The 24,805-nt window shown below is 71.4% G+C and carries 25 protein-coding genes, 1 tRNA gene and 1 pseudogene; 14 read left to right on the top strand and 13 right to left on the bottom strand.

The window, feature by feature from the left end; all coding sequences use genetic code 11:
• The first annotated feature begins 113 nt into the window (after positions 1-113).
• The 5 genes from ACFWN3_RS12620 (at position 114) to ACFWN3_RS12640 (ending at position 3,505) form a co-directional block, all read left to right on the top strand.
• Positions 114-338 carry a helix-turn-helix domain-containing protein gene (locus ACFWN3_RS12620; RefSeq protein ID WP_377640094.1) on the top strand — a complete coding sequence of 75 codons (225 nt, stop codon included), beginning with the start codon at positions 114-116 and terminating at the stop codon, positions 336-338.
• Positions 339-1,689: 1,351 nt separating this feature from the next.
• Positions 1,690-1,959: a hypothetical protein gene (locus tag ACFWN3_RS12625; protein WP_377640096.1), complete on the top strand. Its 270-nt coding sequence runs from the start codon at positions 1,690-1,692 to the stop codon at positions 1,957-1,959.
• Positions 1,952-2,128 (top strand): hypothetical protein, encoded by a 177-nt coding sequence (locus ACFWN3_RS12630; protein WP_377640098.1) that lies wholly within the window; start codon positions 1,952-1,954, stop codon positions 2,126-2,128. The genes ACFWN3_RS12625 and ACFWN3_RS12630 overlap by 8 nt, the downstream gene beginning before the upstream one ends.
• Positions 2,121-2,564 carry a hypothetical protein gene (locus tag ACFWN3_RS12635; protein ID WP_377640100.1) on the top strand — a complete coding sequence of 148 codons (444 nt, stop codon included), beginning with the start codon at positions 2,121-2,123 and terminating at the stop codon, positions 2,562-2,564. Before ACFWN3_RS12630 ends, ACFWN3_RS12635 begins: the two co-directional genes overlap by 8 nt.
• A gap of 119 nt (positions 2,565-2,683) precedes the next feature.
• Positions 2,684-3,505 carry a phage major capsid protein gene (locus ACFWN3_RS12640; RefSeq protein WP_377640101.1) on the top strand — a complete coding sequence of 274 codons (822 nt, stop codon included), beginning with the start codon at positions 2,684-2,686 and terminating at the stop codon, positions 3,503-3,505.
• On the opposite strand, the gene ACFWN3_RS12645 is transcribed toward ACFWN3_RS12640, so the two are convergent.
• The gene (locus ACFWN3_RS12645) at positions 3,502-4,383 is read right to left on the bottom strand and encodes a toll/interleukin-1 receptor domain-containing protein (protein ID WP_377640103.1); all 882 of its coding nucleotides are present in this window, start codon (positions 4,381-4,383) and stop codon (positions 3,502-3,504) included. The two genes, ACFWN3_RS12640 and ACFWN3_RS12645, sit on opposite strands and share 4 nt — an antisense overlap.
• A 46-nt stretch (positions 4,384-4,429) precedes the next feature.
• Positions 4,430-4,873: a hypothetical protein gene (locus tag ACFWN3_RS12650; RefSeq protein ID WP_377640105.1), complete on the bottom strand. Its 444-nt coding sequence runs from the start codon at positions 4,871-4,873 to the stop codon at positions 4,430-4,432.
• A gap of 281 nt (positions 4,874-5,154) precedes the next feature.
• Here ACFWN3_RS12650 and ACFWN3_RS12655 point away from each other — a divergent pair.
• The 6 genes and pseudogenes from ACFWN3_RS12655 to ACFWN3_RS12680 form a co-directional block, all read left to right on the top strand.
• Positions 5,155-5,232: pseudogene (locus tag ACFWN3_RS12655) on the top strand (hypothetical protein); the annotation flags it as partial.
• 60 nt (positions 5,233-5,292) lie between these two features.
• Complete coding sequence (locus ACFWN3_RS12660; RefSeq protein WP_377645662.1) at positions 5,293-5,781, top strand: hypothetical protein; 489 nt, start codon at positions 5,293-5,295, stop codon at positions 5,779-5,781.
• A gap of 171 nt (positions 5,782-5,952) precedes the next feature.
• The gene (locus tag ACFWN3_RS12665) at positions 5,953-6,297 is read left to right on the top strand and encodes a hypothetical protein (RefSeq protein ID WP_377640107.1); all 345 of its coding nucleotides are present in this window, start codon (positions 5,953-5,955) and stop codon (positions 6,295-6,297) included.
• A 501-nt stretch (positions 6,298-6,798) separates the two neighbouring features.
• Positions 6,799-8,145, top strand: a complete 1,347-nt coding sequence (locus ACFWN3_RS12670) for a DUF2252 domain-containing protein (RefSeq protein ID WP_377640109.1) — start codon at positions 6,799-6,801, stop codon at positions 8,143-8,145.
• Between the two features lie 122 nt (positions 8,146-8,267).
• Positions 8,268-9,503 (top strand): carboxylate--amine ligase, encoded by a 1,236-nt coding sequence (locus ACFWN3_RS12675; RefSeq protein WP_377640111.1) that lies wholly within the window; start codon positions 8,268-8,270, stop codon positions 9,501-9,503.
• The gene (locus ACFWN3_RS12680) at positions 9,500-10,309 is read left to right on the top strand and encodes an aspartate/glutamate racemase family protein (RefSeq protein WP_377640113.1); all 810 of its coding nucleotides are present in this window, start codon (positions 9,500-9,502) and stop codon (positions 10,307-10,309) included. The genes ACFWN3_RS12675 and ACFWN3_RS12680 overlap by 4 nt, the downstream gene beginning before the upstream one ends.
• 9 nt (positions 10,310-10,318) lie before the next feature.
• On the opposite strand, the gene ACFWN3_RS12685 is transcribed toward ACFWN3_RS12680, so the two are convergent.
• From ACFWN3_RS12685 to ACFWN3_RS12715, 7 genes are all read right to left on the bottom strand, one after another.
• Complete coding sequence (locus ACFWN3_RS12685) at positions 10,319-10,870, bottom strand: hypothetical protein (RefSeq protein WP_377640115.1); 552 nt, start codon at positions 10,868-10,870, stop codon at positions 10,319-10,321.
• The gene (locus tag ACFWN3_RS12690; RefSeq protein ID WP_377640117.1) at positions 10,867-12,066 is read right to left on the bottom strand and encodes a beta-ketoacyl-[acyl-carrier-protein] synthase family protein; all 1,200 of its coding nucleotides are present in this window, start codon (positions 12,064-12,066) and stop codon (positions 10,867-10,869) included. Before ACFWN3_RS12690 ends, ACFWN3_RS12685 begins: the two co-directional genes overlap by 4 nt.
• The gene (locus tag ACFWN3_RS12695) at positions 12,063-12,314 is read right to left on the bottom strand and encodes an acyl carrier protein (RefSeq protein WP_377640119.1); all 252 of its coding nucleotides are present in this window, start codon (positions 12,312-12,314) and stop codon (positions 12,063-12,065) included. The genes ACFWN3_RS12690 and ACFWN3_RS12695 overlap by 4 nt, the downstream gene beginning before the upstream one ends.
• The gene (locus ACFWN3_RS12700) at positions 12,311-13,252 is read right to left on the bottom strand and encodes a hypothetical protein (RefSeq protein WP_377640121.1); all 942 of its coding nucleotides are present in this window, start codon (positions 13,250-13,252) and stop codon (positions 12,311-12,313) included. Before ACFWN3_RS12700 ends, ACFWN3_RS12695 begins: the two co-directional genes overlap by 4 nt.
• A gap of 29 nt (positions 13,253-13,281) precedes the next feature.
• Complete coding sequence (locus ACFWN3_RS12705) at positions 13,282-16,188, bottom strand: hypothetical protein (protein ID WP_377640123.1); 2,907 nt, start codon at positions 16,186-16,188, stop codon at positions 13,282-13,284.
• Positions 16,189-16,278: 90 nt separating this feature from the next.
• The gene (locus ACFWN3_RS12710) at positions 16,279-16,905 is read right to left on the bottom strand and encodes a TetR/AcrR family transcriptional regulator (RefSeq protein ID WP_377640124.1); all 627 of its coding nucleotides are present in this window, start codon (positions 16,903-16,905) and stop codon (positions 16,279-16,281) included.
• 455 nt (positions 16,906-17,360) lie between these two features.
• A tRNA-Pro gene (locus ACFWN3_RS12715) sits at positions 17,361-17,434 on the bottom strand.
• Between the two features lie 185 nt (positions 17,435-17,619).
• On the opposite strand from ACFWN3_RS12715, the gene ACFWN3_RS12720 reads away from it, so the two are divergent.
• On the top strand, positions 17,620-17,904 hold the full coding sequence (locus ACFWN3_RS12720) for a hypothetical protein (protein ID WP_377640126.1): 285 nt from the start codon (positions 17,620-17,622) through the stop codon (positions 17,902-17,904).
• On the opposite strand, the gene ACFWN3_RS12725 is transcribed toward ACFWN3_RS12720, so the two are convergent.
• Entirely contained in the window at positions 17,879-18,847 is a 969-nt protein-coding gene (locus ACFWN3_RS12725; RefSeq protein WP_377640128.1) for a metallophosphoesterase, read from the bottom strand. The genes ACFWN3_RS12720 and ACFWN3_RS12725 overlap by 26 nt on opposite strands.
• Positions 18,848-18,953: 106 nt before the next feature.
• On the opposite strand from ACFWN3_RS12725, the gene ACFWN3_RS12730 reads away from it, so the two are divergent.
• A complete protein-coding gene (locus ACFWN3_RS12730) occupies positions 18,954-19,415 on the top strand; it encodes a GatB/YqeY domain-containing protein (protein WP_377640130.1) in 462 nt (153 codons plus the stop codon).
• On the opposite strand, the gene ACFWN3_RS12735 is transcribed toward ACFWN3_RS12730, so the two are convergent.
• A complete protein-coding gene (locus ACFWN3_RS12735) occupies positions 19,412-21,796 on the bottom strand; it encodes a transglycosylase domain-containing protein (RefSeq protein ID WP_377640132.1) in 2,385 nt (794 codons plus the stop codon). The genes ACFWN3_RS12730 and ACFWN3_RS12735 overlap by 4 nt on opposite strands.
• A gap of 288 nt (positions 21,797-22,084) precedes the next feature.
• Here ACFWN3_RS12735 and ACFWN3_RS12740 point away from each other — a divergent pair, with 288 nt between their 5' ends.
• Positions 22,085-22,405 carry a WhiB family transcriptional regulator gene (locus tag ACFWN3_RS12740; protein ID WP_377640133.1) on the top strand — a complete coding sequence of 107 codons (321 nt, stop codon included), beginning with the start codon at positions 22,085-22,087 and terminating at the stop codon, positions 22,403-22,405.
• Between the two features lie 193 nt (positions 22,406-22,598).
• Here the strand turns inward: ACFWN3_RS12740 and ACFWN3_RS12745 are convergent, their stop codons facing one another.
• Both ACFWN3_RS12745 and ACFWN3_RS12750 read right to left on the bottom strand, forming a co-directional pair.
• Positions 22,599-23,786, bottom strand: a complete 1,188-nt coding sequence (locus ACFWN3_RS12745; protein WP_377640135.1) for an ArsA family ATPase — start codon at positions 23,784-23,786, stop codon at positions 22,599-22,601.
• Positions 23,786-24,799, bottom strand: coding sequence for an ArsA-related P-loop ATPase (locus ACFWN3_RS12750; RefSeq protein ID WP_377640137.1), 1,014 nt, complete (start codon positions 24,797-24,799; stop codon positions 23,786-23,788). Before ACFWN3_RS12750 ends, ACFWN3_RS12745 begins: the two co-directional genes overlap by 1 nt.
• Positions 24,800-24,805: the final 6 nt, after the last annotated feature.

Genomic DNA, 24,805 nt, shown 5'->3' on the forward strand with positions numbered 1-24,805 from the left:
GACCACCTAGCGCGTGTAGGCAAGCATTGGCGTCAGAGGTAGGTGCCGAGGCGAGATCCCGCCCGAGCCAAGCCAAGCGAGAATCCGATCCCTCGGAACCGTGAGGACTTGCCATGCCTACTTCTCCCACCGAACGCAACGCCCGCGAGCTTGCCCGCGACCATGGCGTGCTGACCGTCCCCGAAGCCGCCGCGCGGCTCACCTGCTCCACCCAAACACTGCGACGCCGAATGGCGCAGGGCCTGCTGCCCTTCTACCAGGTCGACGATCACGGCACCAGACTGCTGGACGCTGCTGACGTCGACGCGCTGCTCCGGGGACGTCGAGGTGCAGCATGACCCCCGAGCAGCGTTATGCGAACGCCCTCGCCCGGGGCGTCGCCCCATGGCCGAAGGATCGGCCCGGCGGCCCAGCGCACGGTCTACCACCTGAGGAGATCACTCGCCGCTGCGCGGAGTCACGTGCGGCGCAGGGACTGCCCCCCGGCATCGAGGACCCCGCGACGGTGGAGCGGATCGTGGCCATCCTGCGAACTCCGTGGGAGGAGGCGTCATGACCCGCGACCACAGCGGCGGCCCCCACGAGGGAGGCCGCCCGAACCGAGCCATCCCCCAAGCTACGGAGCAGGTGAGTCATAGTCGAGACGACACCAACACCGAGGCTCTCGCCGCGCAGCTGCGGCGACGGCGTGATGCCGCTCGCCGGCTGCCACCACTTCCCGACGGCCGTCGTGACCCTCTCGGCCCCGTGACGGATGGACGCCGTCGGTGAGCCGCATCGTCCCATCGGTCGGCGGCGTCACCCGCAGGGACTGGCGCTCGCACATCCACCGGTCCCGCCTGCCATCAGCGGTCAAGGTCACACTGCTGGCCCACTGCATGGCGAGTCGTTTCCATTATCACGACGACATTGGCAACGAGCACGCCGTGACCCGCGTGCGCCTGGCCCGAGCCGTGGGCAAGGACGAGCGGTCAATACAGCGGCACCTACGCCGAGCCGAGGAGGAGGGCTGGCTGGTTCGGCATCGCAACGGGCACCGAGATGCGCTGCAACAGAGCGTGTTCCACTACGTCACTCCGAACGCGCCGACCACATGCCGGGACATCGAGTGCCTTCGATGGAGGACAGATAGGGAGACAAGAACTGCTCCCAATGATGGGAGACAGAAGTGTCTTCCCTATGTAGTTACCTACCGTCACCGCCGCACCTCCTCCGACGGCAACGCAGCGCCCAGCCCGCACCTCAGCGCTCGTAGCTCGTCACAAGCCGCCTCGACGGGTCAGGGCCGTGGCGACCACCCTGAGGATCCCGGCTGCCCGTTGCCGACACCTCAGGGAACGCGCGTCGCAGTACCAACGCTTCGACTCGTGGCGTCACCTCAGGTGCCCATCTCACATACGGGCCCAGCCGCATGACGCGCCTGGACCTGTACGCCACCGCTACGACCAAGTTCACGCTGCTCGTCACCGACCCCACATGGGGCCGCTCCTGGCTGAAGGCGAGGGGTCTCCCGGCCTTCAAAGACCGGGTTCGCGGCGGGTTCCTCCTCCGTCACGACGACGTCCCTGACGTACGTGCCATGTGCCAGCACGAGCGACTGCACCTGGTCGAGCACCGCGCCACCGGTCCCCGCCAGGCACGGCTGCGACGACACCACGCCATCACCCGAGCAACAGCAAGGAGAACCGCATGACCAACACCATCGTCACGTTCGCCGACTGGATGGTGGCCGACCCACGGGTGCCTCTGCACCTGCGGCTGACCCTCCTGGCTTACCGAGACGCCGACCCCACTGACGTGCTGTACCTCGACCCCGGCGACCTGGCGCGGCTGGTCGGAGTCCGGGACCGGCGCATCCTCCACAAGGCCGTCCAGCGCGCCGTGGAGGTCGGCTTCCTCGACCGGCGCTCCGGGACTACCGCGCTGCGCCTCGCGCCGGTCGGGAGCCGAAATGACTGAGCCGATCGAGCGCCCGTTCCCAGGCGCTCAGTACACCGTGATGACCGCTGTGGGCGACCCAACCGGCGGCCTCCTGCCAGTGGTCGGCGTGACGTTCACCGAGGACGGGTCCGACGAGTGGACCGGCGCCTTCGTACTGCTCGACGACCAGGAGAGCATCGATGAGTGAGCACGACACCGACGAGCCAGGAGTCGGCGCGACCGACGCCGAGGAAGCCTCCCCGCCGCCCTCGGAGGGCGAGGCGCGCGGAGCACCAGACGAGTCCGGCAACGGGCGTCAGGCACGTCGCGACGAGCTGTGGCGCGACCGAGCACGCGCGGCCGAGGAGCGCGCCATCCGGCTGGCGTCGCGTGAGGTGCTGCGGCTGCTCGCGCAGCGTGTGTCCGACCCTGAGGTGGCCCTGGCGATGTCGGGGGAGGAGGTGCGCTCACTGCTGACCGACGACGGAGACGTGGACGAGGAGGCGGTGGTCGACCTCGCTGAGCGGATGACCACCGCGTACCCGACCCTGCGCCCGCGCGCGCACCACCTCGACCTCGGGCCGAAGGCGTCACCCGTGAAGAGACACAACGCGTCGTGGGGTTCCGTAATCCGGGGTCGATGAACGATGCTGGGGGACAGGCCCGTTGAGGTGACTCCGGGCCTGTCCCTCCCAACCGGGAGGTCCGACTCGCAGGCGGGACGCCGCGAGCAACACGCATCACGTTGCTCTGGAGCGTCTCCATGCCTCTTGTCACCACTGCCGACCTCCGCTCGGAGGACTTTTACCGCCAGCTCGTCATCCCCGCCCTCAACGAAGCCTCGGTGGTGCTGCGGTCCATTCGCCGCATCGACACCACCGCCACTAAGGTCAACCTCCCCATCGTCAACGACGCCAACGTCGGATGGGTCGCCGAGGGTGCACCGCTGCCCGACGCCGGCGTCAGCCCCGACCTCGTGCAGGTCGTGCCCCGGAAGTTGGCCGCCTATGCCGACATCACCAACGAGTCCGTTGGTGACGCCAACGCTGCCGAGATCGTCGGCCAGGCGATGGCCCAGGCTCTCGCCCGCAAGGTCGACGCTGCCTTCTTCACCACTGGTGGACTGTCGGCACCGCCTGCCCTCGACACCGCCGCGGTCCTCGAGGTCGACGCCGACCCGACGACCGGCATCGACCCCTACATCGATTCAATGGCACAGATGGAAGCCGCTGGGTCGACCCCCACCGTCATCTTCGCCAATCCACTCGACTGGGCCGCTCTCGCCAAAGTCAAGGAGTCCACCGGCTCGAACAGGCCAGTCCTGGTGGCCAGCAGTGGCCCGACACTCGCTTCCTCACGTTCCCTGAACGGTCTGCCCGTTGAGATCAGCAGCGGTGTTCCGCAAGGAGCCGCCTACGTTGTGGACGGCACCCGCACAGCTGTGGTTGTCCGTCAGGACGGATCAGTTGAGGCGGACCGATCGATCGGCTTCCGCAATGACATCACCGTCGTGCGTGTTGTTGGGCGGTTCGCCTTCGGCTTCCTCTACGCATCCGCCACTGCGCGGATTCGTGAGGAGCCCTAGAAGGGCGGGAAGCCGATCCGCGGGGCTTTCGGGTCGTCAGGGAAGGTGAGGTCTCCCGCAACACCGTACTTAGCGCAAATTTCGCGCAGCTGCTCGATCACATTCTCGCTCAGATCGGACATCAGGCCAGGGACCATGATGTCGAAGGACGTCCCTGAGGGGGAGAACTCGACAGCGGCCGTGGGCATGACCGATAGCACTAGTTCTCGGATCTTGCTTCTAGCGGTCCTGATGCGACGCTGCATCTGGGCCTCACGGCTTAGCGACTGTTGCGGCTGCGCCGTTACGTGTATCTGCTCCGCGGTCTCGACTCGGCGGGAGTGACGAACGTTCGTCAGAATCTCGGCCAGCAACTCCTCGGTGCTAGGTGGTGGCTTCACCGGACCGTCCTCCGTCTCCGCAAGTACCACCGCGAGCTGCTTCTCCAGTTCTGGCCACCACATGGAGAAGGCTCGATCGAAGACCCCGCCGCCCAAGGGCGTAGCCAGCTGACCGTTCAACGTCGCCATCATTCGGCGTACATCCGCTTCGGTGTTCCGGGTCACCTGGAAGTCAGTCAGTGGCCCGCGAATGTCCTGCGGACCCATGTCCAGCAGGAATGGCGCCACGTACACCCGGGCGTCCAGCACCTCCTTCGAGAGGGCCCCCGCCTCGAAGTTGAGCCAAGGAGCGGAGACGTTCTCTCGAGTGACGCACACGATGCCGAACGATGCATCCTGCAATGCAAGCTTGATCTCAGTGGTGGACCGCGAGCCCTTCTCGATGTCCTCCTCGGACATCCACGGCTCGACTGCCTGCAGCACCTGAGGGAGCCAATCGCGGAGCACCCGCGCAGTGCGCCGACTCCGTTCCCCCGACCAGCTTATGAACACCTTCATGGAGCGCACCCTAGCGAGTCGACGAGTCTGAGGCTGCCCGTAGGGCTCAATGCATGTCGAGGAGGATGCTGACACCAGCAGCTACCTCCGCAGCGGTGTAACGCAGTTCGCCCCGGTCTGACACCGCCACGCTGTAGAACTCATGGCCCTTGGGAACCCCAGGGATCTCAATGTCAAACATGCAGTCGTAAGTGCCTGGACCGTCGTAAACACCTTTGGGCAGTTTCCCGAGCGCAATTATGGTGGATGTGGCGTCGCGAATGGTGACCTGCGTGCCCTCGGCGATGTCCGACGCTCCGCCGACTCCCTTACATTCCGTCCCCTTGGGGGCTTGAGTTGGGTCGACCGAGATGTCATTTCCTCGGAGGTCGAGGGTTGCTCGAACGGTGATGGTGTTACGGCTCACGTCCGTGGTGGAGTCTGGGGTACTGGATGAGCAGCCCGCCACAGCGGCAAACAGGGTCAGAGTGGCCAGGAACGAGGGACGCATGGCGGCAGTGTTCCAGCCGCAGCAGGGGCGCGCGTAGAGAATCAGCGACCCAGCGTGTAGCTCCCGTGGGCGCAACCCGCGGCCGCGAAGATTTGGCTGACCGGGGGTCCTGAGTCCGCCACGCCGCTGGGACGAGCCCCGCCCCTACCCCGGGCGGGGCGCGCCGATCTATCGCCACGTGCCCGGGATGTGCACAAACGGCCAACGCGGCGACGAACCCGCTGGCAGGATGCGCGCAGATGACCAGTCCGAGGGGATGGTCCATGGGGAAGACAGGCAATATGAGTGCACCTCCCGGCTGGCACGCGCAGCCCGACGGACGCGACAGGTACTGGGATGGCACCCAGTGGACTGAGCAGTTTCGAGTACCTGATCACATGGGGGCCGCGCCTCTAACGGCGGCGCACTCGCCTGTGGGTGTGGCCAAGGGCGGCTTCTACAAGCCGTGGATGGGCTACGCCGGAGCCGCTTTCGTCGCGTTGCTCATCGGCATGGGTATCGGCGGGTCCGGTGATGCAGAGGCTGGAACTGGCGCGTCTGCCAGCGGTCCCACCGTCACGGTCACCTCCAAGTCGGGTTCCACGTCAACAGCTACGGCCACGGTGACGGCAGGCCCGACCCCAACTGCAACCGTGACCGCCACCACCAAGGTCACCGCGCCTCCCCCCGCCCCAGTGGCCGCTATCACCGAGGGCACGTGGACGGTGGGCACAGACATCAAGGCAGGCACGTACAAGGTCATCGACACCCTCGAGGGTGACTGCTACTGGAAGATTTCCAGGACGGGCAGTAACGGCGACGACATCATTTCGAACGACATCCCGACTGGCGGTCGCCCTCAGGTCGTTCTCAAGAAGGGTCAAGACTTTCAGAATCGCGGGTGCGGCGACTGGAAGCGCATCAAGTAGGAGAGGGATTGCGTCATCACAGAACGTGTCGTCCAAGTTGCGCCTCGGCCACGTGGGAATTGCGCCGACCGTGAACCGGCGGCCATGCATTGCCTCAACCGCTGGGCTCAGGGCAGAACCCGCCTTGGCAGGCCGGACCCGACGGCCCCCGTCAATGGCATGCTCCCCGTTATGAGGAAGCTCCCGAGGCAGGTTGGTCGAGTGGTGACAGTCAAAACTGTCGCCGGGGTTGACAGGTACACGCTCGAGTCGGTCCCAAAACGCCGCGGTGTACCGCCCCACCTGTTCACGGTGTCGGTGATGAAGGACGGGTGCCTCTGGATACAGGGTTCTTTCGACACGACCGAGGTCGAACGAAAGGAGTTCTCTGAGGAGCAGAGGAACACTGAGCAGTGGGTGGGTAGTAGAGAGGATTCGCCACCTATTTACGCGACCCGCGACATCGCGGTGATTAATCCCAGGCACTGGCTGTCCTACTCGGTGGACCTGAGCCCTGTGCGCGAGGACGGACCCTGAGGACACGCCACCGGACCTAGGAGAACCCACCCACCTTGACAGAGCGGGTGCCACCACCTTCGGCACTGGGTCGACGGTGGAGCCACCGACCTCCAGAACGCGGGGTTGCTGTGCGGGCGGCACCACACGGTCGTGCACTCGCGCCGGCTGGCCGGGCGGGTGGTCCGCGACCGTGACGGCACCCGGGTCGAGTGGGACCTGACCCACGGGTCCTACGACGAGCCGGTGGTGTCCGACGCCGATGGGCGACGTCACACGGCGGGGAGGGCTGCCCGGGAACCGGCGTGACCCCGCCCCGGACCCCGCCTCGGCGGGGACCGGCGTGACTCCGCCCCCCGCACCCCGCCTCGGCGGGGACCGGCGTGACCCCGCCCCGGACCCCGCCTCGGCGGGGCCGGCCGACACGCCCGCGCCCGTGACCGTGCGGCGCCACCACGATCGGAGGGTGGACGAGCGCACCGCTCCCAGCCGGCGCGCAGGTCGCTGTGCGAGGGTGCCCCCATGGCCGACCAGGGACCCGACGAGCGGTCCGACCTCATCGTCTCCACGCTCCTCACGGCGTTCGAGCCCCTCATGGAGGCCGACCCCCACGGCTTCCGCACGAAGTTCCGCAAGATGGCGCGCGACCCGTTCGCGTTCTACCGCGGGACCGCGTGCCTGTTCTACGCCGACGTCGGCGAGGGCGGGCGGTACGCCGGCTTCGACGCCGACTGGGTCGACGAGGAGTCGGCGCGCGTGTGGATCCAGGGTGACCTCCACGCCGAGAACTTCGGTACCTACCTCGACGCCGACGGCCGGCTCGTCTTCGACGTCAACGACTTCGACGAGGCCTACCTCGGCCACTGGACCTGGGACCTCGCCCGGTTCGTGGCCAGCCTCGCCCTCATGTCGTGGCAGAAGGCGCTGCCCGACGACACCATCGACGACCTCGTGGGCCGGTACGTGCGGGCCTACGCCGACCAGGTCGAGCACTACCGCACCGTCGCCGACGACACCGAGTGGGCGCTCACCCTCGACACCGCCGAGGGCGCGGCCCTCGACGCACTGCACCGGGCCAAGCTGTCGACCCGCTTCGGGATGCTCGAGTCGATGACGGTCGTCGAGGACCACCGCCGTCGATTCGCCGACAGCTCGGGGGTCCGCCGCCTCGACGACGACGAGCTCGCCCTCGTGGCAGCCGCTTTCGAGCAGTACCGGCACACCCTCCCGCAGTCGCGGCAGGGAGTCGTGACCTTCGACGTCCTCGACGCCGTCGGCCGCTCGGGCTTCGGGATCGGCAGTGCGGGCCTACCGGCGTACAGCGTCCTCATCGAGGGGTTCACCCAGGCGCTCGACAACGACGTCGTCCTGTCGATGAAGCAGGGCAACGTCGCGGCGCCGAGCCGGGTCGTCCACGACGAGCGGGGCGGCTCGTACTTCGAGCACCACGGTCACCGCACGGCCATCTCGCAGCGCGCGCTGCAGGCCCACGCCGACCGCTTCCTCGGGTGGACCTCGCTGCCGGGCGCGGACGGCGACGTCGGCTACGTCGTCAGCGAGGTCTCGCCCTACGAGGCCGACCTGTCGTGGGACGACGTCTCCGAGCCCGAGGACCTCGCGGTCCTCCTCCCGCAGCTCGGCCGGGCCACGGCGAAGATCCACTGCGTCGCCGACTCCGAGTCCGACCAGGACCTCGTGACGGTGAGCGTCGAGGACGCGGTGGGCCGCTGCATCGGGGACGACGTCGACGGCCTCGTCGAGGTGCTCACCCGCTTCGCCCACGAGTACGCCGACCGGGCCCGCGAGGACCACCGGCTCTTCGTCGACGCGTTCCGCGGCGGAGCCTTCGAGCACGTCGCCCCGGCCTGACCGCACCCCGACCGGTGGGTGGGCACCGCGCTGGGGATTCGGGCGCGGCGGCGGGCCTGTGGGACGCTGGGGTGTCCTGCGCGGAGCCGTCCGCGCGCCCCGCCACTCCCGGAGGACCCCGCGTGCCCGCCGCCCCGGCCACCGACTTCCGCCCCGTCATCCTCGGGGGCGACATCACCGCCTACAGCCTCGTGCGCACCTTCCACGAGGGCCACGGCGTGCGTCCCCTCGTCGTCAACATGACCGATGGCGGCCCCATCGCGATGAGCACGGTCTGCGACCACGTCTACGTGCCCGACCTCGAGGACGCCGGCGTCTTCGTCGGGGCGCTCGAGCAGGTCGGCCGCGAGCACGCCGTCGCCGGGGTCCCGCTGCTCCTCGTCGCGGCGGGGGACTGGTACGTGCGGATGATCATCGAGAACAAGGACCACCTCTCCCAGTGGTTCACCATCCCGTACATCGACACCCCGCTCCTCGACGACATCGTCCGCAAGGACCGCTTCCACGCGCACCTCGAGTCCGTCGACGTCCCGCACCCCGCGACCGTCGTCGTCGACATGTCCCAGGACCTCGGCGAGGAGGACGACCTCCCCTTCGCCTTCCCCGTCGTGATGAAGCCCGCCGACAGCGCGCTGCACCACTACGCGAAGTACCCGGGCAAGAAGAAGGTCTTCATCCACGAGACCCGCGAGGAGCTCGACACCGCCCTCGCCGCGGTCCGCGCGTCGACCTACGACGGCAACTTCCTCCTCCAGGAGTTCGTCCCCGGCGACGACACGAACATGCGGGTCCTCACCTGCTACTCCGACCAGCACGGCATCGTCCGGTTCGGGTCGGTCGGCCACGTCCTGCTCGAGGAGCACCACCCGATGGCGATCGGGAACCCGTGCGTCATCATCACGACCGAGATCGACGAGGTCGTCGAGCAGGCCAAGCGCTTCCTCGAGAAGGTCGGCTACGTCGGGTTCTCGAACTTCGACCTCAAGTACGACCGCCGCGACGGCACCTACAAGTTCTTCGAGATCAACGTGCGCCTCGGGCGGAGCAACTTCTACGTCACCGCCAACGGGTACAACGTCTCCGACTGGTACGTGCGCGACTGGGTCCGCCACGAGGAGCTGCAGGGCCTCGAGATCGCCCGCGGCGAGCACCTCTTCGCGTTCGTGCCGAAGGCCGTCATCAAGCGCTACGTCCTCGACCCGGTGCTGCGCGACAAGGCCCTGGCCCTGATGAAGGCCGGCCGCTCGAGCGACCCGAACCACTACGGGCCCGACCTCACCCTCAAGCGCCGGGCCTACAACCTCGCGTACCACGTGAACCAGGTGCGCAAGTTCCGCGAGCACTTCGTCGCCCGATGAGCGGGCAGGGCGTGCAGCACGGGCGCGGCGGGCAGGACGTCCAGCGCGTCGAGCCGGTCGGCGTCGTCGGGGGCCTGGGGCCGGCGGCGACGGTGTACTTCATGCGCCGGATGGTCGAGCTGACCGACGCCGCCCGCGACCAGGACCACGTCGACCTCCTCGTCTGGCAGCACGGCTCGACCCCCGACCGCACGGCGTTCCTGCGCGGCGAGGGCGAGAGTCCCGAGCCCGCGCTCGTCGGCAACGCCTCCGCGCTCGAGGCCGCGGGGGCCCGCTTCATCGCGATGCCGTGCAACACCGGCGTGGCCTGGGTCGAGGCGATGCGCGCCGCCGTGTCGGTCGAGGTCGTCAGCATCGTCGACGAGACGGTGGCCGCGGCCGTCGCGGCGCGTCCGGGGCTTCGCAGGCTCGGCCTCCTCGCCACCGACGGCACCCACCTCGCCCGCACCTACGCCGAGGTGGCGCGGGCGGCCGGGCTCGAGCTCGTCGTGCCCGACGACGACGTCCAGGCCCACGTCATGTCGGTGATCTACGACGGCGTCAAGGCCGGGCGTCCCGTCTCGCGGGAACGGTTCGACGCCCTGGTCGACCACCTGCGCGCCAAGGGCGCCGAGGTCGTGGCGCTCGGGTGCACCGAGCTCTCGGTCCTCCACGGCGACCTCGGCGTCGACGAGCGAGACGTCGTCGACTCGGTCGACGCCCTCGTGTGCGCCGTCATCCGCCGCGCCGGGGCCCCCCTGCGCGACGCGACCCCGCTCCCCGCGACCCCCTCTCCTTCTCGTCCTGCGGCGCCGCACGTGCCCTGATCGCGACGCCTACTGCGCCGTGGCGCGCGCCACGGGGGCCGGCCGGCATGCGTCGAGGACGGCCGTGACGGCGGTCCGGTCGGCCACGAGGGGTGCGTCCGAGGGCGAGCCGAGCACGGTCACCTCGAGCCGCACTCGCACGGGCGAGCCCGCCGCGTCGGGGACGGTGCTGCCGGACACGCTGATGACGAGCGCGGTCTTCGCGACCCCGTCCTCGAGGTCGTAGCGGGCGGCGAGCTCGGCCTCGAGGGCGGCCTCGGGGCCGCCGACCCAGGTGGTGCACGGTCCGGTGATGCCGAGGGCCGCGGAGATCCGGCCGGTGACGCTGTTCGACAGGGTCCACGGGAACGCGCCGGGTGCCGCGAGCGCCAGCCCGGTCGTGTGCGCCGCGTGCCAGAAGGCCAGGGCCTCGCGCGACCCGTTGTCGGGGGTCGTGACGTGGAGCGCGACGGTGTCGCCGGTCGGCAGGGGAGGGTCGACCTCGAGGAGCCGCGCGTCGACCCACGTCGCGACGGCGGGCCCGACGGCCTCGAGGGGGTCGCTCGTCCACGAGTGGGTCATGCCGCCCTCCCGAGGACGAGGGCCGAGTTGAGCCCGCCGAACGCGTAGCCGCAGCTGAGGACGTGGCGCAGGTCCGGGTCCGGACGGGCTCGCAGGACGACGTCGAGCCCGAGCGAGCCGTCGAGATCGGAGGTGCCGGCGTTCGGGGGGAGCACGCCCGACTCGAGGGCCCGCACGGCGAGGACGGCCTCGAGGGCGGTGGCCGCTCCCAGGGCGTGCCCGAGGGCCCCCTTGGCGCTGCTCACGGGGGGTGGCGCGTCGCCGAAGACGGTGTGGAGGGCGAGCGCCTCGGCGGCGTCGGAGCGCGGCGTGCCGGTGCCGTGGGCGCTGACCCAGCCGATGTCGTCGGGGGAGAGCCCGGACAGCCGCAGGGCGCTCGCCATCGCGGCGGCCATCCCGCTGCCGTCCTCGCGCGGGGCCGTCGGGTGGTGGGCGTCCGCACTGAGGCCGAGCCCGCCGACGACCGCCCGGACCCGCACGGCGTCATCGGCGCGGGCGAGGACGAGGAGGGCGGCGCCCTCACCGAGCGTCATGCCGCGACGACCGGCACCGAACGGGGCGCACCCGTCGGGAGCCATGGCGCGCATCCGGGCGAAGCCCACCATGGCGATGCGCGAGAACGGCTCGACACCGCCGGCCACCGCCACGTCGAGGCGTCCGGATGCGACGGCACGAGCCGCGGCCCCGATCGCGTAGTTACCTGCAGCACAGGCTGTTCCGAGAGTGCGCACCGGGCCGGTGATGCCGTGTGCTCGCGCGATCGCCTGCGCGAGGACGTGCGAGCCGCCCTCGGCGAGGTCGAAGTGCCCGCTCGCCTCGGCGTCCTCGTAGACACCGGACTCACCCATCGTCGTGCCGACGAAGACGCCGACGCGACCGGGGTCGAGCCCGTCGACGAGGCGGCCGTCCTCCCCGATGAGGCCGGCGTCGCCGAGCGCCTCGTGGGACGCGCGGACCGCGAGGGCCCGCCCGCGCCGGGACGCGGCGACCTCGGGGCCGATGACGTCGTGGCCCACCCGGCACGCGACGTCGACCGCGTGGCCCTCGGCGGCGAGGTCAGGCCAGTGCCGCACCGCGGTGCGACCGTCGAGGACGTGGCGCCACGTCGACGCGGTGTCCCCGCCCAGCGCGCTCACCGCGCCGGTGCCCGTGACAGCGACCTCGGCCCGCCGTCCCAAGGCCTCCACCGGTGTCACGACGCCGCGACGAGCGCGCCGTCGATGTGCTCGACGACGGCGTCGATGGAGGTCAGGCCCGGCCAGGCGTCGTCGGGCACGGCGATGCCGTAGCGGTACTCGAGCCGGGCGACGACCTCGAGGACGGCGAGCGAGTCGACGCCGAGGTCGGCACCGAGGAGCGCGGCGGGGTCGGCGTCGGCGGGGACGTCGGGCGCGGCGACGGCGAGCTCCTCGCGGACGGAGGCCAGGATGTCGGAGCGGGTCATGATGCCTCCTCGAGGCGTCGGGGGTGGAGGGCCTCGAACGCGGGCGCGTCGAGCAGGGGGGCGGTCGGGTCGCCGACGAGGCGGTGGTCGGCCGCGTGCGGGTCGTGCGGGGAGATGGCCACGACGAGGTCGCCGACGGTGCGCGCGGACCCGGCGTCGCGGGCCACCCGCACGGCCCATCGCGCGTTGGCGGTGTGCCGGGTCGGGCCGACCGCCCCGAGCGTGGCGGTGGCGACGCCGGCGAGGGGGAGGGCCTCGGCGAACGACAGCCCGGTGCGCCGCCGGCTGGCCGTGCGGCAGGTGAGCGAGAGCAGGGCGGCCATCGGTTCGTGGCCCGGGCTCGCCGCGGCGGCGGCCAGGTGGTGGGCGCGCATCCCGGCGTAGCCCACCCACCCGACGGGTCGCCCGTGCCCGACGTACACGCCGAGCGCGGGGCCCGCGGCGAGGAGGGCGACGGTGTCGTCACGGGTCAGGTCGTAGGCCGTGCACCGCCGCGTCCGGAGGTCGGCGCCGCCCGCCCCCGCCCCCGCCTCCGCCCCGATCGCGGTGACCCGCTCGGCGAGGCGGTCGAACCGCGGCTGGCGCTCGCCCAGGACGACCAGCGTCCGGGTCGTCCCGGCGCCGCCGCGGTCGTGGACCCGGGCAGCCGCCGCGGCGAACCGCGCGACGTCGCGAGCGCTCGTCATCGGGAGCCACGCCGCGGCCACCGCGCGACCGGAAGCGTCGGTGACGACCGGGCCCGGGAGGACGGTCCGGGGGGCCCGGTTGCGGGGCCCCACGAGGAGCAGCGCACCGGACCCGGAGGCGAGGCGGGACAGGTCGGCGGTGTCGGGGCCGCGAGGTCCGAACGACTCCCACGGCACGAGCCGCAGGCCGGGGCCGCGGCGCCAGACGTCGAGCAAGGGGCCGAGGGGGTCCACCGCCGTGGTGAGCGCCACGACGGTGACCGTCCGCGGCTGGTGCCCGTTCACGCCGCGCGGACGAGCTCGACGTACGGCTGCCACCGCGTGGCGTCCATGGCCGGCGTCGTCAGCACCTGGCGGACGTACCAGTGCATGATCACCTGCGCCTGCTGCTCCGGGTTCAGGGTCGCCCACGTCGAGCCGTCGAGGGCCAGGTCGTCCTCGCCGCCGTCGCCGCGCAGGGCTCCCCTCGGTCCGTCCTCGGTCCCGCCCGCGAAGTCCTTCGGGATGGTGATCTGCGAGGCCGTCGTGTTCTCCTCGGAGTAGCCGTAGTTGTACCCGCTCGGGCCGGGCCCGTCGCCGGTGGCCTGCGCGTAGACGGCGTCGGCGAGGTAGGCCGAGCCCTCCTGCTGGTACTGCCACACGTGGGTCAGCTCGTGGATCATCGTCGAGCGCGACAGGCCGTCGTCGACGTCGAAGTTGACGAGCGAGTTCGTGACGAACGCCCGCGAGTCCGACGTCGCGTTGAAGAAGTCCTGGATGCCGAAGATGATCTCGTTCGTGACGTCGTCGACCGCGAAGAAGATGTGGTCGTAGTCGAGGGAGTCCTCGAAGACGAGGCGTGCCTCCGCGACCTCCTGGGACGTCATCGGGCGGTACCCCGCGAGCATCGAGCACAGGATGCCGACCGCGGCGCCGAGGGCGGCACCGACGACCTCCCACGCCGCCTCGAGGATCTCGACGACGAGGCGGCCGATCGCCCTGGCGGAGCGGACGAAGGCCTCGAACGCGGTCTCGCCGAGGGTCCAGATGCCGTCGGCCACCTCGCCGAGGGTCCGGCCCACGGCGTCGAACGCCTTGAGGAGGTTGTCGAGCGCGCTGCCCGGGTCGGCGAGGGTCGCCGCCGCGAGCTGGGCGATGGTCCTGCCGAGGTCGAGCAGGCTGCGCACCGTCTCGGTGAGGACCTCGAGCGAGCGGTCGAGCGCCCAGGCGACGACGTCGACGAGGCTCTTGCCGGCGTCGAGGGCCCCCTTGATGACGGCCCCGAGCGCCGGGAGGGCGTCGTTCGCGACGTAGGAGAGCACGTACTCGATGCTGTTGCCCACGCGCACCGTGGCCTCGGCGAGGAGCTCGAGGGCGGCCTCGCTCGTCGCCTCGGCCCACTCGATGACGGTCGCGATGGCCTCACCGGCGGCCTCGACCGAGGTGAGGATCGCGTCGAACATCGCGGCGCCCTGGGCCCGGGCCCAGTCGAGGATCTCGGTGACGCTCTTCTTGACGAACCGGATCGCGAGGACGGCCTGGCGCCACAGCTCGCTCGCGAGGGCCTCGCCGCGCGCGATGAGCCACTCGAACACGTCGCCGACCGGCCCGAGGGCCTGCAGGACGCCGGTGACGAGCTTGCGCAGCACGAAGTAGCCCCGTGACACGACGGCCTCGAGCAGGTCGGCCACGGCGGCGCCGACCTGGAGGGCCGCGTCGACGAGGCGCGCGGCGAGGGCGTAGGTGAACTCGACCATCGAGCGGGCGAACTCGACGACCGTCTTGCCGAGCTCGAAGGCGGCGCGCACGACGTCCTTGAGGACGCCGAAGGCGATGCGTGCGAGGTCCTTGAGGACGCCGACGAGGGAGCGGCCGAGGTCGAAGACGATCTGGACGAGCTTCTTGAGGGTGGCGAAGCCCGCCTGCGCGATGCTCGTCACCATCGTCACGAGGGTCGTGCCGGCGTCGACGAGGCCCTGCACGACGGCCTTGCCGAGGGCGATGGCCGCGCTCGCGGCGTACTGGACGAGGTCGACGACGGCCTCCCCGATGCGGGCGGCGGCCGCGGCGACCCTGCGGACGAAGTCGGCGCCCGCGGCGACCGTCTCGTCGAGGACCTGGCCGAGGGTGCGGCCGAGCTCGCGGAAGGACCTCACGACCTGCCCGATGAGGTCGCCGGGACGGGTCACGAGGGTCAGCAGGATCTCGCCCATGGCCTTGCCGAGCGCGACGAGCGAGGTGACGACGCCCTTGACGAGCGTGTAGCCGAACTGGACGGCCTGCTCGAGGATGTTGCCGATCTCCTTGCCGATGGCCAGCAGCGCCTCGACGGCCTTGCGGACCAGGCCGATGGCGAGGGTGGCGATCGTCGACAGGAGCTGGGCGAGGGTGCGGCCCAGACTGTCGATGGCCCGGAAGACCTCGACGATGACCGACTGCGCGAGCTCCAGCGCGGAGACGACGATGTCGCGCATCGCGATCCCGATCTGCTCGAGCCCGTTGAGCATCGTCTTGAGCACCTGGAACCCGGCCTCGGCGATCCTGCCGACGAGGTCGGCGAGGGTCGCGGCGGCGGCGTAGAGGGCGTGGGCGAGGTCCTTGACGGCCTCGATCGTCCAGGTGACGACGTCCGAGATGGCGTCGACGAACGCCTGGCCGACGGCCTCGAGCGCGTCGACGACGGCATTGACGGCGTCGGAGATCGCGTCGCCGACGTCCTCGAAGAACTCCACGACCGCGTCGTCGACGTCGGGGCTGGGCAGGCCCATCGCGTGGGCTCGCATCACCGCGCCGGCCTGGCGCAGCCAGTCACCGACCTCCCTGGCCGCGCGCTTGTCGACCCTGCCGTCGGGCCGGGTGACCAGGGACTCCATGACGGCGCGTCCCTGGGCACGGGGGAGCAGCGAGATCGCCTGCACGACACCGCGACCCTGGCCCTCCTGCCGGTACCCCTGGATGAGGGCGCGGCGCCGGCCGTCGTCCATCCCGGCGACGGCCTGGAAGAGCTGCCGGTGGTCGTCGGTCGTCTCCAGCGTGGCGGCGTACCCGCGGGCGAGCGCGACGGCCCGGTTCGGGCTGCGGTCGAAGGCCTGCTCGAAGGCGGGCGCGGCCTCGACGGCGCTGAACGTCGTCCGCTTCAGCGTGCGGCGCAGGGCCGGGAGGTCCTTGATCGGGATGTCGGCGGTGACGGCGGTGATGCGGTTGGTCATGGTGGGACTCCTCCTCGGACAGGGCTTCGGGGAGGAGGAGGCGACGAGCCCCGCGGCTGATACGTGCCGGGCGGCGCCCGGTCCCGCGCGTCAGTCGCGCGCGAGGGTGCCGATGAGCCAGACGGCGCCCGCCCGCAGCCGCTCCGGCGCCGCGGTGTCACCGGCGGCGTGCCGGACGAGGGCGTTCTCGAAGAGGCCGTCGAACACGGCGTAGGCGCTCGCCGGCGGGAGCGGCGACGGGGCGCCGCGCAGCTCGAGGTAGCGCGACACGACCCGCCAGATCATCTCCTCGAGCTGCCGGTCGAGGTCGGCGACCGTGGCCCGCAGCTCGGCCTCGAACAGCGCCTGCGAGCGCATGTCGTACCAGAGGCGGTGCATCGCCGTGTCGACGAGCATCGTGTCGACGAGGGCGTCGGCGAAGAGGTGGGCCAGCTCGTCGGCCGTCGTCGCCTCGACGACGATCTCGTCGTAGCGCGTGACGCAGTGCTCCTTGTAGCGGCGCACGCAGTAGGTGATGAGCTCGACCTTGTCGCGGAAGTAGTAGTGCAGGACGCCGTGCGAGAAGGTCGTCCGCCGGGAGATCTCGCGCAGGCTCGTGCGGGTGACGCCGAGCTCTCCGAGGGTCTCGAGGGCGGCATCGGCGAGCTCGGCGCGGCGGGCCTCGAACTTGTCGAGCCCGGCGCGGTCGAACCGGTCCGGCTCCACGGCGTGCGACACGGTGGCTGATCCCTCCTCGGCCGGCCTGGCGAGCGGTCGGTCTTGACGAGTGTCAAGGAATTTCTTGACAGATGTCAAGGGTTGCCGGCACCCTAGTCGGTACGCCGGTCGGCCGCTGGCACCACCGCCCAGCCGGCCGGCGTCATCCGACGGCCTCGCAGGCCGTCGGGGTGGCGGGAGCCCGGGCTCCGCCATCGTCGGGCCGGCGCCCCCTGCACGCCGTGGCCCGAGCGCAAGGAGCGGTTGGTCCGACCTCGGTCGCCAGCCGCTTCTTGCGTTCGGCCGGTGCCGGGCCCTCGGTTCCGCCGGACCCACGTCCCCGCGAGGCCCGGCCCACGCGCCGGACCCACGGCCCGCCGCGGAGCCCACCGCCGCACCGGACCTGCCTCCGACCGGGCCGGGCAGCGCGAAGGGCGGCCCACCGGCTCCGCCGGCTGGACCGCCCTCTCGTGCTGTCGGGGTGACAGGATTTGAACCTGCGGCCTCGTCGTCCCGAACGACGCGCGCTACCAAGCTGCGCCACACCCCGTGGCATGTCGCCGAGACCGGGGGCCGCAGCGACACCCGAGGATAGCCGACCCACCCCGGCGCTCCGAAATCGGTCCGGGCGGCCTGCCGTGCGCCCCCGAGGCGGGCCCCGATCCGGTCGACGGCGCCGTCGTGGGGCAGGATGGCGAGGGTCGCCGGGGGAGGCGTCAGGAGGGGAGGGGTCGGGTGTACGGCGTGGTCTACGCGGTGGGGTCGCTCCTGGCCCTCGCCCTGAGCGTGGCCGCCTTCTGGCCGTGGGAGCGCCCGGTCCGGTCGGCCCCGCTGTGGGCGCCGGTCGTCGTCGTCGCGACCGGCGTGACCGCCGTCGTCCTCGCCGACCCCCACGAGATGGGGCTCGTCCTCGCGGTCTGGCCGATCCTCGTCGGGCTCTTCGTCCTCGCCGTCCGGCTCCACGCCCGGTGGGGCGCCCGGCGCGCGGACGAGCTCAGGAGTCGCGGGCGAGGAGGGTGAGCAGGGTCGCCTCGGGACGGCAGGCGAAGCGCACGGGGGCGTAGGGGGACGTGCCGAGGCCCGCCGACACGTGCAGCCACGCGGCGTCCTCCGGGGCGTGGGAGGAGCGCGCCGCCCCGCCGTCGCGACCGGCCGAGCCGGCGCCCGGCCACCACCGGGACATGCCCTTGGCGCGCCGGGTGTCGAGGTCGCAGTTCGTCACCAGGGCACCCCACATGGGGAGCGCCAGCTGGCCGCCGTGGGTGTGCCCGGCGAGGACGACGTCGGCGCCGTCGGCGACCATCGCGTCGAGGACGCGCTGGTACGGGGCGTGGACCAGGCCCATCGTCAGGGCGACGTCGGAGGCCGCCGGACCGGCGACGTCGGCGTAGCGGTCGTGCCGGATGTGCGGGTCGTCGACCCCGACGAGCTCGACGCGGTGCTCGCCCATCGTCACGGTCGTCCGGGCGTTGTCGAGGTCGTGCCAGCCACCGGCGGTCATCCCCGAGACGAGGTCGTCGACGGGCAGGTAGACGCGGTGCGACCTCACCTCGGCGTGCGACCTCGTGAGGTAGCGGGCGGGGTTCTTCGGGACCGGTCCGTAGTAGTCGTTCGACCCGAGGACGAACGCCCCGGGGAACTGCATGAGGGGCTCCATCGCGCGCAGGAGCGGCGGCACGGCCTCGACGTGGGCGAGGTTGTCGCCGGAGTTGACGACGAAGTCGGGATTCAGGGCCGCGAGGTCGCGCACCCACTGGATCTTCTTCGCCTGCCCGGGGGTCAGGTGCAGGTCGGAGACCTGGAGGACGCGGACCGGGGCCGAGCCGGGCGGCAGCACGGGCACCGCGAACCGGCGCAGGGTGAACCAGGTGCGCTCGACGAGCGCGGCGTACGCGACGCCCGCGACACCGGCGCCGACGAGGCCGCCGGCGGTGCGCAGCGCGGCGCGGGTCACGGAGTGCATCGGCCCATCATCACAAAGCCGGAGGTCATCGACCCAATCGCCGTCACCGACCGGAGGCGTCGGCCGCGACGGGAAACCCGTTCGCCCCGGGTGGGAGACTGGGCCCATGACCGACACGACGCTCAAGGCGCGCCTCCAGCACGACCTCCACGACGCCATGCGGGCCCGCGACAAGGTCCGCTCCGGCACCCTGCGGATGGTCCTCACCTCCATCACCAACGCCGAGGTGGCCGGTGACGAGGCGCGTGAGCTCGGCGACGACGAGGTCCTCAAGGTCGTCGCCAAGGAGGCGAAGAAGCGCAAGGAGGCCTCCACCGCCTTCCGCGACGCGAACCGCCCCGAGCTGGCCGACACCGAGGACGCCGAGCTCGCCGTCCTCGAGGGCTACCTCCCGGCGCAGCTCGGCGACGACGAGCTGCGCGCCATCGTCGAGCGGGCCGTGGCGGCGACCGGCGCGACCGGGATGCCGCAGATGGGGCTGGTCATGAAGGCCGCCCAGGTCGAGGTCGCCGGGCGGGCCGACGGCGGCCGGGTCGCCGCGGTCGTCCGCCGGGTCCTCGCCGGCTAGGGCTTCGTCGGTTTGGGCTTCGGCCCGCGCTGCCGCGGCTGCGGGTCGGGCTGCGGCGGGTCGGGCTGGCGGGTCTGCTGGAAGACGCCGGTCGACACGTACAGGCCGACCTTGCTGCCCTTGAGGGCCGAGCCGGGCGGGTCGGTGTAGGCGACGGTCCCGGCCGGGACGCCGCTGTTCACCTGGCCGGCGACGTAGCTGCTGAAGCCCGCCGCCGCGAGCCGCGCCTTGGCCTCGTCGACGCCGTACCCGATGACGTTCGGGAGGGCGTCGTACTTGCCCTTGCGGATGGCCTCGCTCGGGTCCTTGAACTGCTTGACCGGCATGCCCTTGGTGACCTGCTTCATGATCTTCGCCCAGACCGGGGCCGCGACCGTGGAGCCGTACACGCGCGGGACGCAGCCGTACTCGCCGAAGCACTTGCCCGCCAGCGTGTAGAGCTTGCCGGTCTTGCTCGCGGGCTTGAGGTTGCCGACCCACACGGCCGTGGCGAGCTGCGGGACGAAGCCGGAGAACCAGATCTGGTTGTGCTTCTCGGTGGTGCCCGTCTTGCCGGCGGCGGGGCGCGCGTTGCTGTCCCAGAGGGGCGAGACGGTCCCGTTCTCGACGACGCTCTGGAGCAGGTCGTTGACGCCGGCGGCGACGTCGGCCGAGATGACCTGCTTGCACTGCGGGCCCGGGACCTTGACCTCCTTCTTGTCGGGGGTCGTGATCGAGATGACCGGCATCGGCTCGCAGTACCGCCCGTTGGCCGCCAGGGTCGCGTAGGCGTTGGCGACGCTCATCGGGGTCGACTCACCGGCGCCGAGGGCGATGCCCGCGATGCTCTGCGAGATCGCCTTTCCGTCGGCCCGGTGCAGGCCCATCTTGAGCATCGTGTCGCGCACCGAGCAGGCGCCGAGCTTGACGGTGAGGGCTGCGAAGAACGGGTTGACCGACTTCGTGACGCCCTCGCGCAGCGACATCTGGCCGCCCGAGACCGGGACGTCGTTGCGGACCTTCCACTCGTCGAGCGTGCCGCACTTGTCGGTCATCTGGGACGGCTTGAAGACCGCCGGCTTGTCGGGGCTCGTGTACGGGATCCGGATCGTCGACTCGAGCGGCATGCCCCGCTCCAGGGCCTCGACGAGCGCGAACGTCTTCGCGGTCGAGCCGATCTGGTAGCCGTTGGGCCCGCCGCCGTACTTCTGGTCGACGTTGAGGTTGGTCTGGTTCCTCGAGAAGTCGGTGGCCTGCGCCATCGCGAGGATCTTGCCGGTGCCCGGCTCGATGATCGTCGCGGCGGCGGCGAGGTTCTGCTTGTTGTTGATCGGCACGGCCTTGACGAGCTCGGCCTGCGCGGTCTTCTGGAACGACGGCTTGAGCGTCGTGCGGATGGTGAGCCCGCCCTGGTTGATCGTCTTGAGGCGCTCGGCCGGCGTCTTGCCGAGGACGGCCATCTGCGGCGACTTCTGGAGGTACTCCAGGACGTAGGAGCAGAAGTACGGCTGGGCCGAGCGGTGGCAGACGCCCTTCGCCGGCTTCTTCTTGATCATCTTCTTGACGTCGACCTTCTTGGCGGCGGTGACGTCCTTCGCCGGGGCGAGGCCGAGGGCCTGCATCCGGTCGAGGACGAGGTTGCGCCGGCTCTGGGCCGCCTTGGGGTTGATGACCGGGTTGTACGCGGTCGGCTGCTGCACGATGCCGGCCATGAGGGCCGCCTGGCCGAGGGACAGCTTGCTCGAGCTGACGCCGAAGTAGTTGAGGGCCGCGGCCTCGACGCCGTAGGCCTGGTCGCCGTAGTACACGAGGTTGAGGTAGCCCTCGAGGATCTGCTCCTTGGTGAAGTTCTCCTCGACGTTGAGCGCGTACTTCAGCTCCTGGAGCTTGCGGGCGTAGTTCTTGTCGACCGCGGCGCGCGCGGCCTCCTTGTCGCCGCGACGCAGCGCGTTCTCCTGCAGCGTGATCTTGACGTACTGCTGGGTGAGCGTGGAGGCGCCCTGGACGTCGCCGCCCTGGAGGTTGGAGAGCATCGCGCGGGTGAAGCCGCGGGGGTCGAGGCCGCCGTGCTCGTAGAACCGCGAGTCCTCGATCGCGATCTGCGCGTTCTGCATGTTCTTCGAGATCTTCTTCAGCGGCACGATGATGCGGTTCTCGTCGTACGGGTTCGCGATGAGCTTGCCGTCGGCGTCGAGGATGCGCGACTGCTGGGCCAGCGGCGAGACCGTGAACTCGCTCGGGAGGTCGTTGAAGAAGTCGACGCTGCCCTTGGCCACCTGCCCCGTCGCCCCGACCGCGGGGATCGCGAGACCTGCCATGAGCAGGCCGGCCACCGTGCTGAGCACGACGAAGCCGAGAAGGAGCCTGAGCACGGCTGAGACGTTGTGGGCGCGTCCGTCCATGGGCATCAGGGTAACCCGCGAACCTGCGGGCACCCGGCTGCGCGCGGGCGGGATCGCCCGGCCCGGCGCGGCGCGCTCACCGGGCGCGGCGCAGCGGGATCCGTCGCACGGCGGGGGTCACCACCGGATCGGCCGTTCGGTTGAGCCCTCAACCGTTCGGCCAGCGGCGTCGGCCGGTTCGACCGATACCCCCCGGTGTTGCGGAATCCGTACCGTTTCAGCAGGTCGCCGGCCCTTCACCGGGAGTCGACCACGAGACGTAGGCAGGGGCCCCGGAAAGAGGTGGACATGACAATCGCACCCGAAGCAGCACCCACGGACCAGTGGATCAGCGACTGGGCTCCGTTCGGGCGGTGCGCGGGCACTGACCCGGATGCACTGTTCGTGCAGGGCAAGGCGCAGCGGGCGGCCAAGGCCGTCTGCAAGGGCTGCCCCGTCGTGGCCGAGTGCCTCGCCGACGCCCTCGACAACCGCACCGAGTTCGGCGTGTGGGGCGGGATGACCGAGCGCGAGCGCCGGGCCCTCCTCCGCCGCCGCCCGGACGTCCGCTCCTGGACGGACCTGCTCACCCAGGCCAAGATCGGCGTCTCCCAGGGCGCGATCGCCTGACCCCCACAGACCCCCGGAGGGGTTGACCACCCCTGCACCGTCGCGCGCGGCATCCCCCTGCAGTCGCGCTCGGCACGGTCGGCCCCTCCGGGTTCCACACCACGCGCGAAGGCCCGTGACGTCATCGGACGTCACGGGCCTTCGTCGGTACCGGGTGGGTCCGGGTGGTCGCCGGGCGGTCGGCCGGGCCGGGTCAGCCGGCCGCGAGCGAGGCGCCGACGTCGCGCAACCCCTCGAGGTCGTGGATGTCGGTGGCGCTCGCCGGCACCGTCGCGACGCGCACGTCGGGGTGCCCGGCGACGAAGCGCCCCACGTGACCCTCGTGCCGGCGGGCGACGTCGGCGAGGTCCGCGTGCAGGCGCAGGAGGGCCGGGGTGAGCCCCGCGAGGTCGTCGGAGGCGTCGGCACCTTCGGATCCCGTGGTGTCCTCGAGCTGCTCGGCGGCGGCCGCGGCCCGGCTGCCGCTGAGGGCGGGGGCGGCGAGGCGCTGCATCCGGTTGACGACGACCCCGGCGAGGGGCATCCCCTCGCTGCCGAGGCGGTCGACGAAGTAGGCGGCCTCGCGCAGGGCGTCGCGCTCGGGGGCGGCGACGACGACGAAGGCCGTCGCGTCCTCCTTGAGCAGGGCGTAGGTGACGTCGGCGCGCTCGCGGAACCCGCCGAACATCGTGTCGAGGGCCGCGACGAAGGTCTGCACGTCGGAGAGGAGCTGGCCGCCGAGCACCTTGTTCAGCGCGGCGGCCGTCACGGTGGCCCCGACGCTGAAGACCTTGAGGTAGGCGCGGCCCCCCGCACGGGCGGGCGCGGTGAGCAGCCGGATGAAGCGGCCGTCGAGGAAGGAGCCGAGCCGCTTCGGGGCGTCGAGGAAGTCGAGCGCGGAGCGGGAGGGAGGGGTGTCGACGATGACGAGGTCCCACGTGCCCTCGCGCTCGGCCTGAGCCCGCAGCTGGCCCAGCTTCTCCATCGCCATGTACTCCTGGGTGCCGGCGAACGAGCTCGACACGGCCTGGTAGAAGGGGTTGGCGAGGATCTGGGCGGCCTTCTCGGGGGTGGAGTGCGACTCGACGACCTCGTCGAAGGTGCGCTTCATGTCGAGCATCATCGCGTCGAGGGAGCCGCCGTCGCGGCCCACGCCCTCGACCGGGCGGGGGACGTTGTCGAGCTCGGTCAGCCCCAGGCTCTGGGCGAGGCGGCGGGCGGGGTCGATGGTAAGGACGACGACCCGGCGGCCGGCCTCGGCGGCCCGGACCCCCAGCGCCGCGGCGGTCGTCGTCTTCCCGACGCCGCCGGACCCGCAGCAGACGATGATGCCCGTCCCGGGGTCGGCGAGGAGGGCGTCGACGTCGAGGGGGGCGGTGGACGGGGCGGTGGCGCGCGCCATCAGCGGGCCCCCTGCGCGGCGAGCTCGTCGGCGAGGACCGCGATGCCGCCGTCCTCGACGCCCGACGCGAGCGCCGGGAGGGTGACGACGGCCAGGCCGAGGGAGGCGACCTCGTCCTCGAGGGAGTGCTCGAGGGCGACCCGGGCGGCGTGGTTGTGGCCCTGCGCCAGCAGCCCGGTGACCGTCCTCGCGCTCGCGCGGACGCCGGCGGACGCGAGGTCGTCGCGCACCCGGGCCTCGACGCGGGCGCCGTCGGTGGCGGCGAGCTCGAGGAGTGCCTCGTCGACGAGCGGCTCGCGTACCTGGTTGACGACGACGGCCCCGAGCCCGAACCCCTCGGCCGAGAGCTCGGCGACGGCGTCGGCGGTCTCCTGCACCGGCATCTCCTCGAGGAGGGTGACGACGTGGACGAGGGTCTGGCGGTCCTTGAGCATCCGGGTGATCGACTCGGCCTGGCCGTGGATCGGTCCGATCCGCGCGAGGTCGGCGACCTGGACGTTGACCGCGAGGAAGCGGGCGACGCGTCCGGTCGGTGGGGCGTCGAGGACGACCGCGTCCCAGACCTTGCGCCCCTGGCCGCGCTTCGGGCCCGTCGTGCGGCCCACCGCCTCGTAGACCTTGCCGGTGAGCAGGACGTCGCGCACGCCGGGGGCGACGGTCGTCGCGAAGTCGACGACGCCCATCCGCTCGAGGGCCCCGCCTGCCCGGCCCAGCTTGTAGAAGGTCTGGAGGTACTCGAGGAGCGCCGCCTTCGCGTCGACCGACAGCCCCCACAGCTCGCCGCCGCCGGCGTGGCTGACGAGGCGGACCTCCTCGGTGCCCAGCGGCGGGACGTCGAAGGTCTGGCTGATGCCCTGGCGGCCCTCGACCTCGACGAGGAGGACCCTGCGGCCCTGCCGGCTCAGCGCGAGGGCGAGGGCGGCGGCGACGGTGGTCTTCCCGACGCCGCCCTTGCCCGTGACGACGTGCAGGCGCACGCCGTCGAGGACCCGGGGGAGAGGAGGGTTGGCCACGCCGCC

Origin of the sequence: Oryzobacter terrae, assembly GCF_042756445.1 — a bacterium.
In the GTDB taxonomy this organism is placed as follows: Bacteria; Actinomycetota; Actinomycetes; order Actinomycetales; family Dermatophilaceae; genus Oryzobacter; species Oryzobacter terrae.

Excerpts from the sequence above, each read along its gene's own strand:
- ACFWN3_RS12620 (WP_377640094.1), top strand. The coding sequence starts at position 114 with ATGCCTACTTCTCCCACCGAACGCAACGCCCGCGAGCTTGCCCGCGAC.
- ACFWN3_RS12625 (WP_377640096.1), top strand. The coding sequence starts at position 1,690 with ATGACCAACACCATCGTCACGTTCGCCGACTGGATGGTGGCCGACCCA.
- ACFWN3_RS12630 (WP_377640098.1), top strand. The coding sequence starts at position 1,952 with ATGACTGAGCCGATCGAGCGCCCGTTCCCAGGCGCTCAGTACACCGTG.
- ACFWN3_RS12635 (WP_377640100.1), top strand. The coding sequence starts at position 2,121 with ATGAGTGAGCACGACACCGACGAGCCAGGAGTCGGCGCGACCGACGCC.
- ACFWN3_RS12640 (WP_377640101.1), top strand. The coding sequence starts at position 2,684 with ATGCCTCTTGTCACCACTGCCGACCTCCGCTCGGAGGACTTTTACCGC.
- ACFWN3_RS12645 (WP_377640103.1), bottom strand. The coding sequence starts at position 4,383 with ATGAAGGTGTTCATAAGCTGGTCGGGGGAACGGAGTCGGCGCACTGCG.
- ACFWN3_RS12650 (WP_377640105.1), bottom strand. The coding sequence starts at position 4,873 with ATGCGTCCCTCGTTCCTGGCCACTCTGACCCTGTTTGCCGCTGTGGCG.
- ACFWN3_RS12665 (WP_377640107.1), top strand. The coding sequence starts at position 5,953 with ATGAGGAAGCTCCCGAGGCAGGTTGGTCGAGTGGTGACAGTCAAAACT.
- ACFWN3_RS12670 (WP_377640109.1), top strand. The coding sequence starts at position 6,799 with ATGGCCGACCAGGGACCCGACGAGCGGTCCGACCTCATCGTCTCCACG.
- ACFWN3_RS12680 (WP_377640113.1), top strand. The coding sequence starts at position 9,500 with ATGAGCGGGCAGGGCGTGCAGCACGGGCGCGGCGGGCAGGACGTCCAG.
- ACFWN3_RS12685 (WP_377640115.1), bottom strand. The coding sequence starts at position 10,870 with ATGACCCACTCGTGGACGAGCGACCCCCTCGAGGCCGTCGGGCCCGCC.
- ACFWN3_RS12695 (WP_377640119.1), bottom strand. The coding sequence starts at position 12,314 with ATGACCCGCTCCGACATCCTGGCCTCCGTCCGCGAGGAGCTCGCCGTC.
- ACFWN3_RS12705 (WP_377640123.1), bottom strand. The coding sequence starts at position 16,188 with ATGACCAACCGCATCACCGCCGTCACCGCCGACATCCCGATCAAGGAC.
- ACFWN3_RS12725 (WP_377640128.1), bottom strand. The coding sequence starts at position 18,847 with ATGCACTCCGTGACCCGCGCCGCGCTGCGCACCGCCGGCGGCCTCGTC.
- ACFWN3_RS12730 (WP_377640130.1), top strand. The coding sequence starts at position 18,954 with ATGACCGACACGACGCTCAAGGCGCGCCTCCAGCACGACCTCCACGAC.
- ACFWN3_RS12735 (WP_377640132.1), bottom strand. The coding sequence starts at position 21,796 with ATGGACGGACGCGCCCACAACGTCTCAGCCGTGCTCAGGCTCCTTCTC.
- ACFWN3_RS12740 (WP_377640133.1), top strand. The coding sequence starts at position 22,085 with ATGACAATCGCACCCGAAGCAGCACCCACGGACCAGTGGATCAGCGAC.
- ACFWN3_RS12745 (WP_377640135.1), bottom strand. The coding sequence starts at position 23,786 with ATGGCGCGCGCCACCGCCCCGTCCACCGCCCCCCTCGACGTCGACGCC.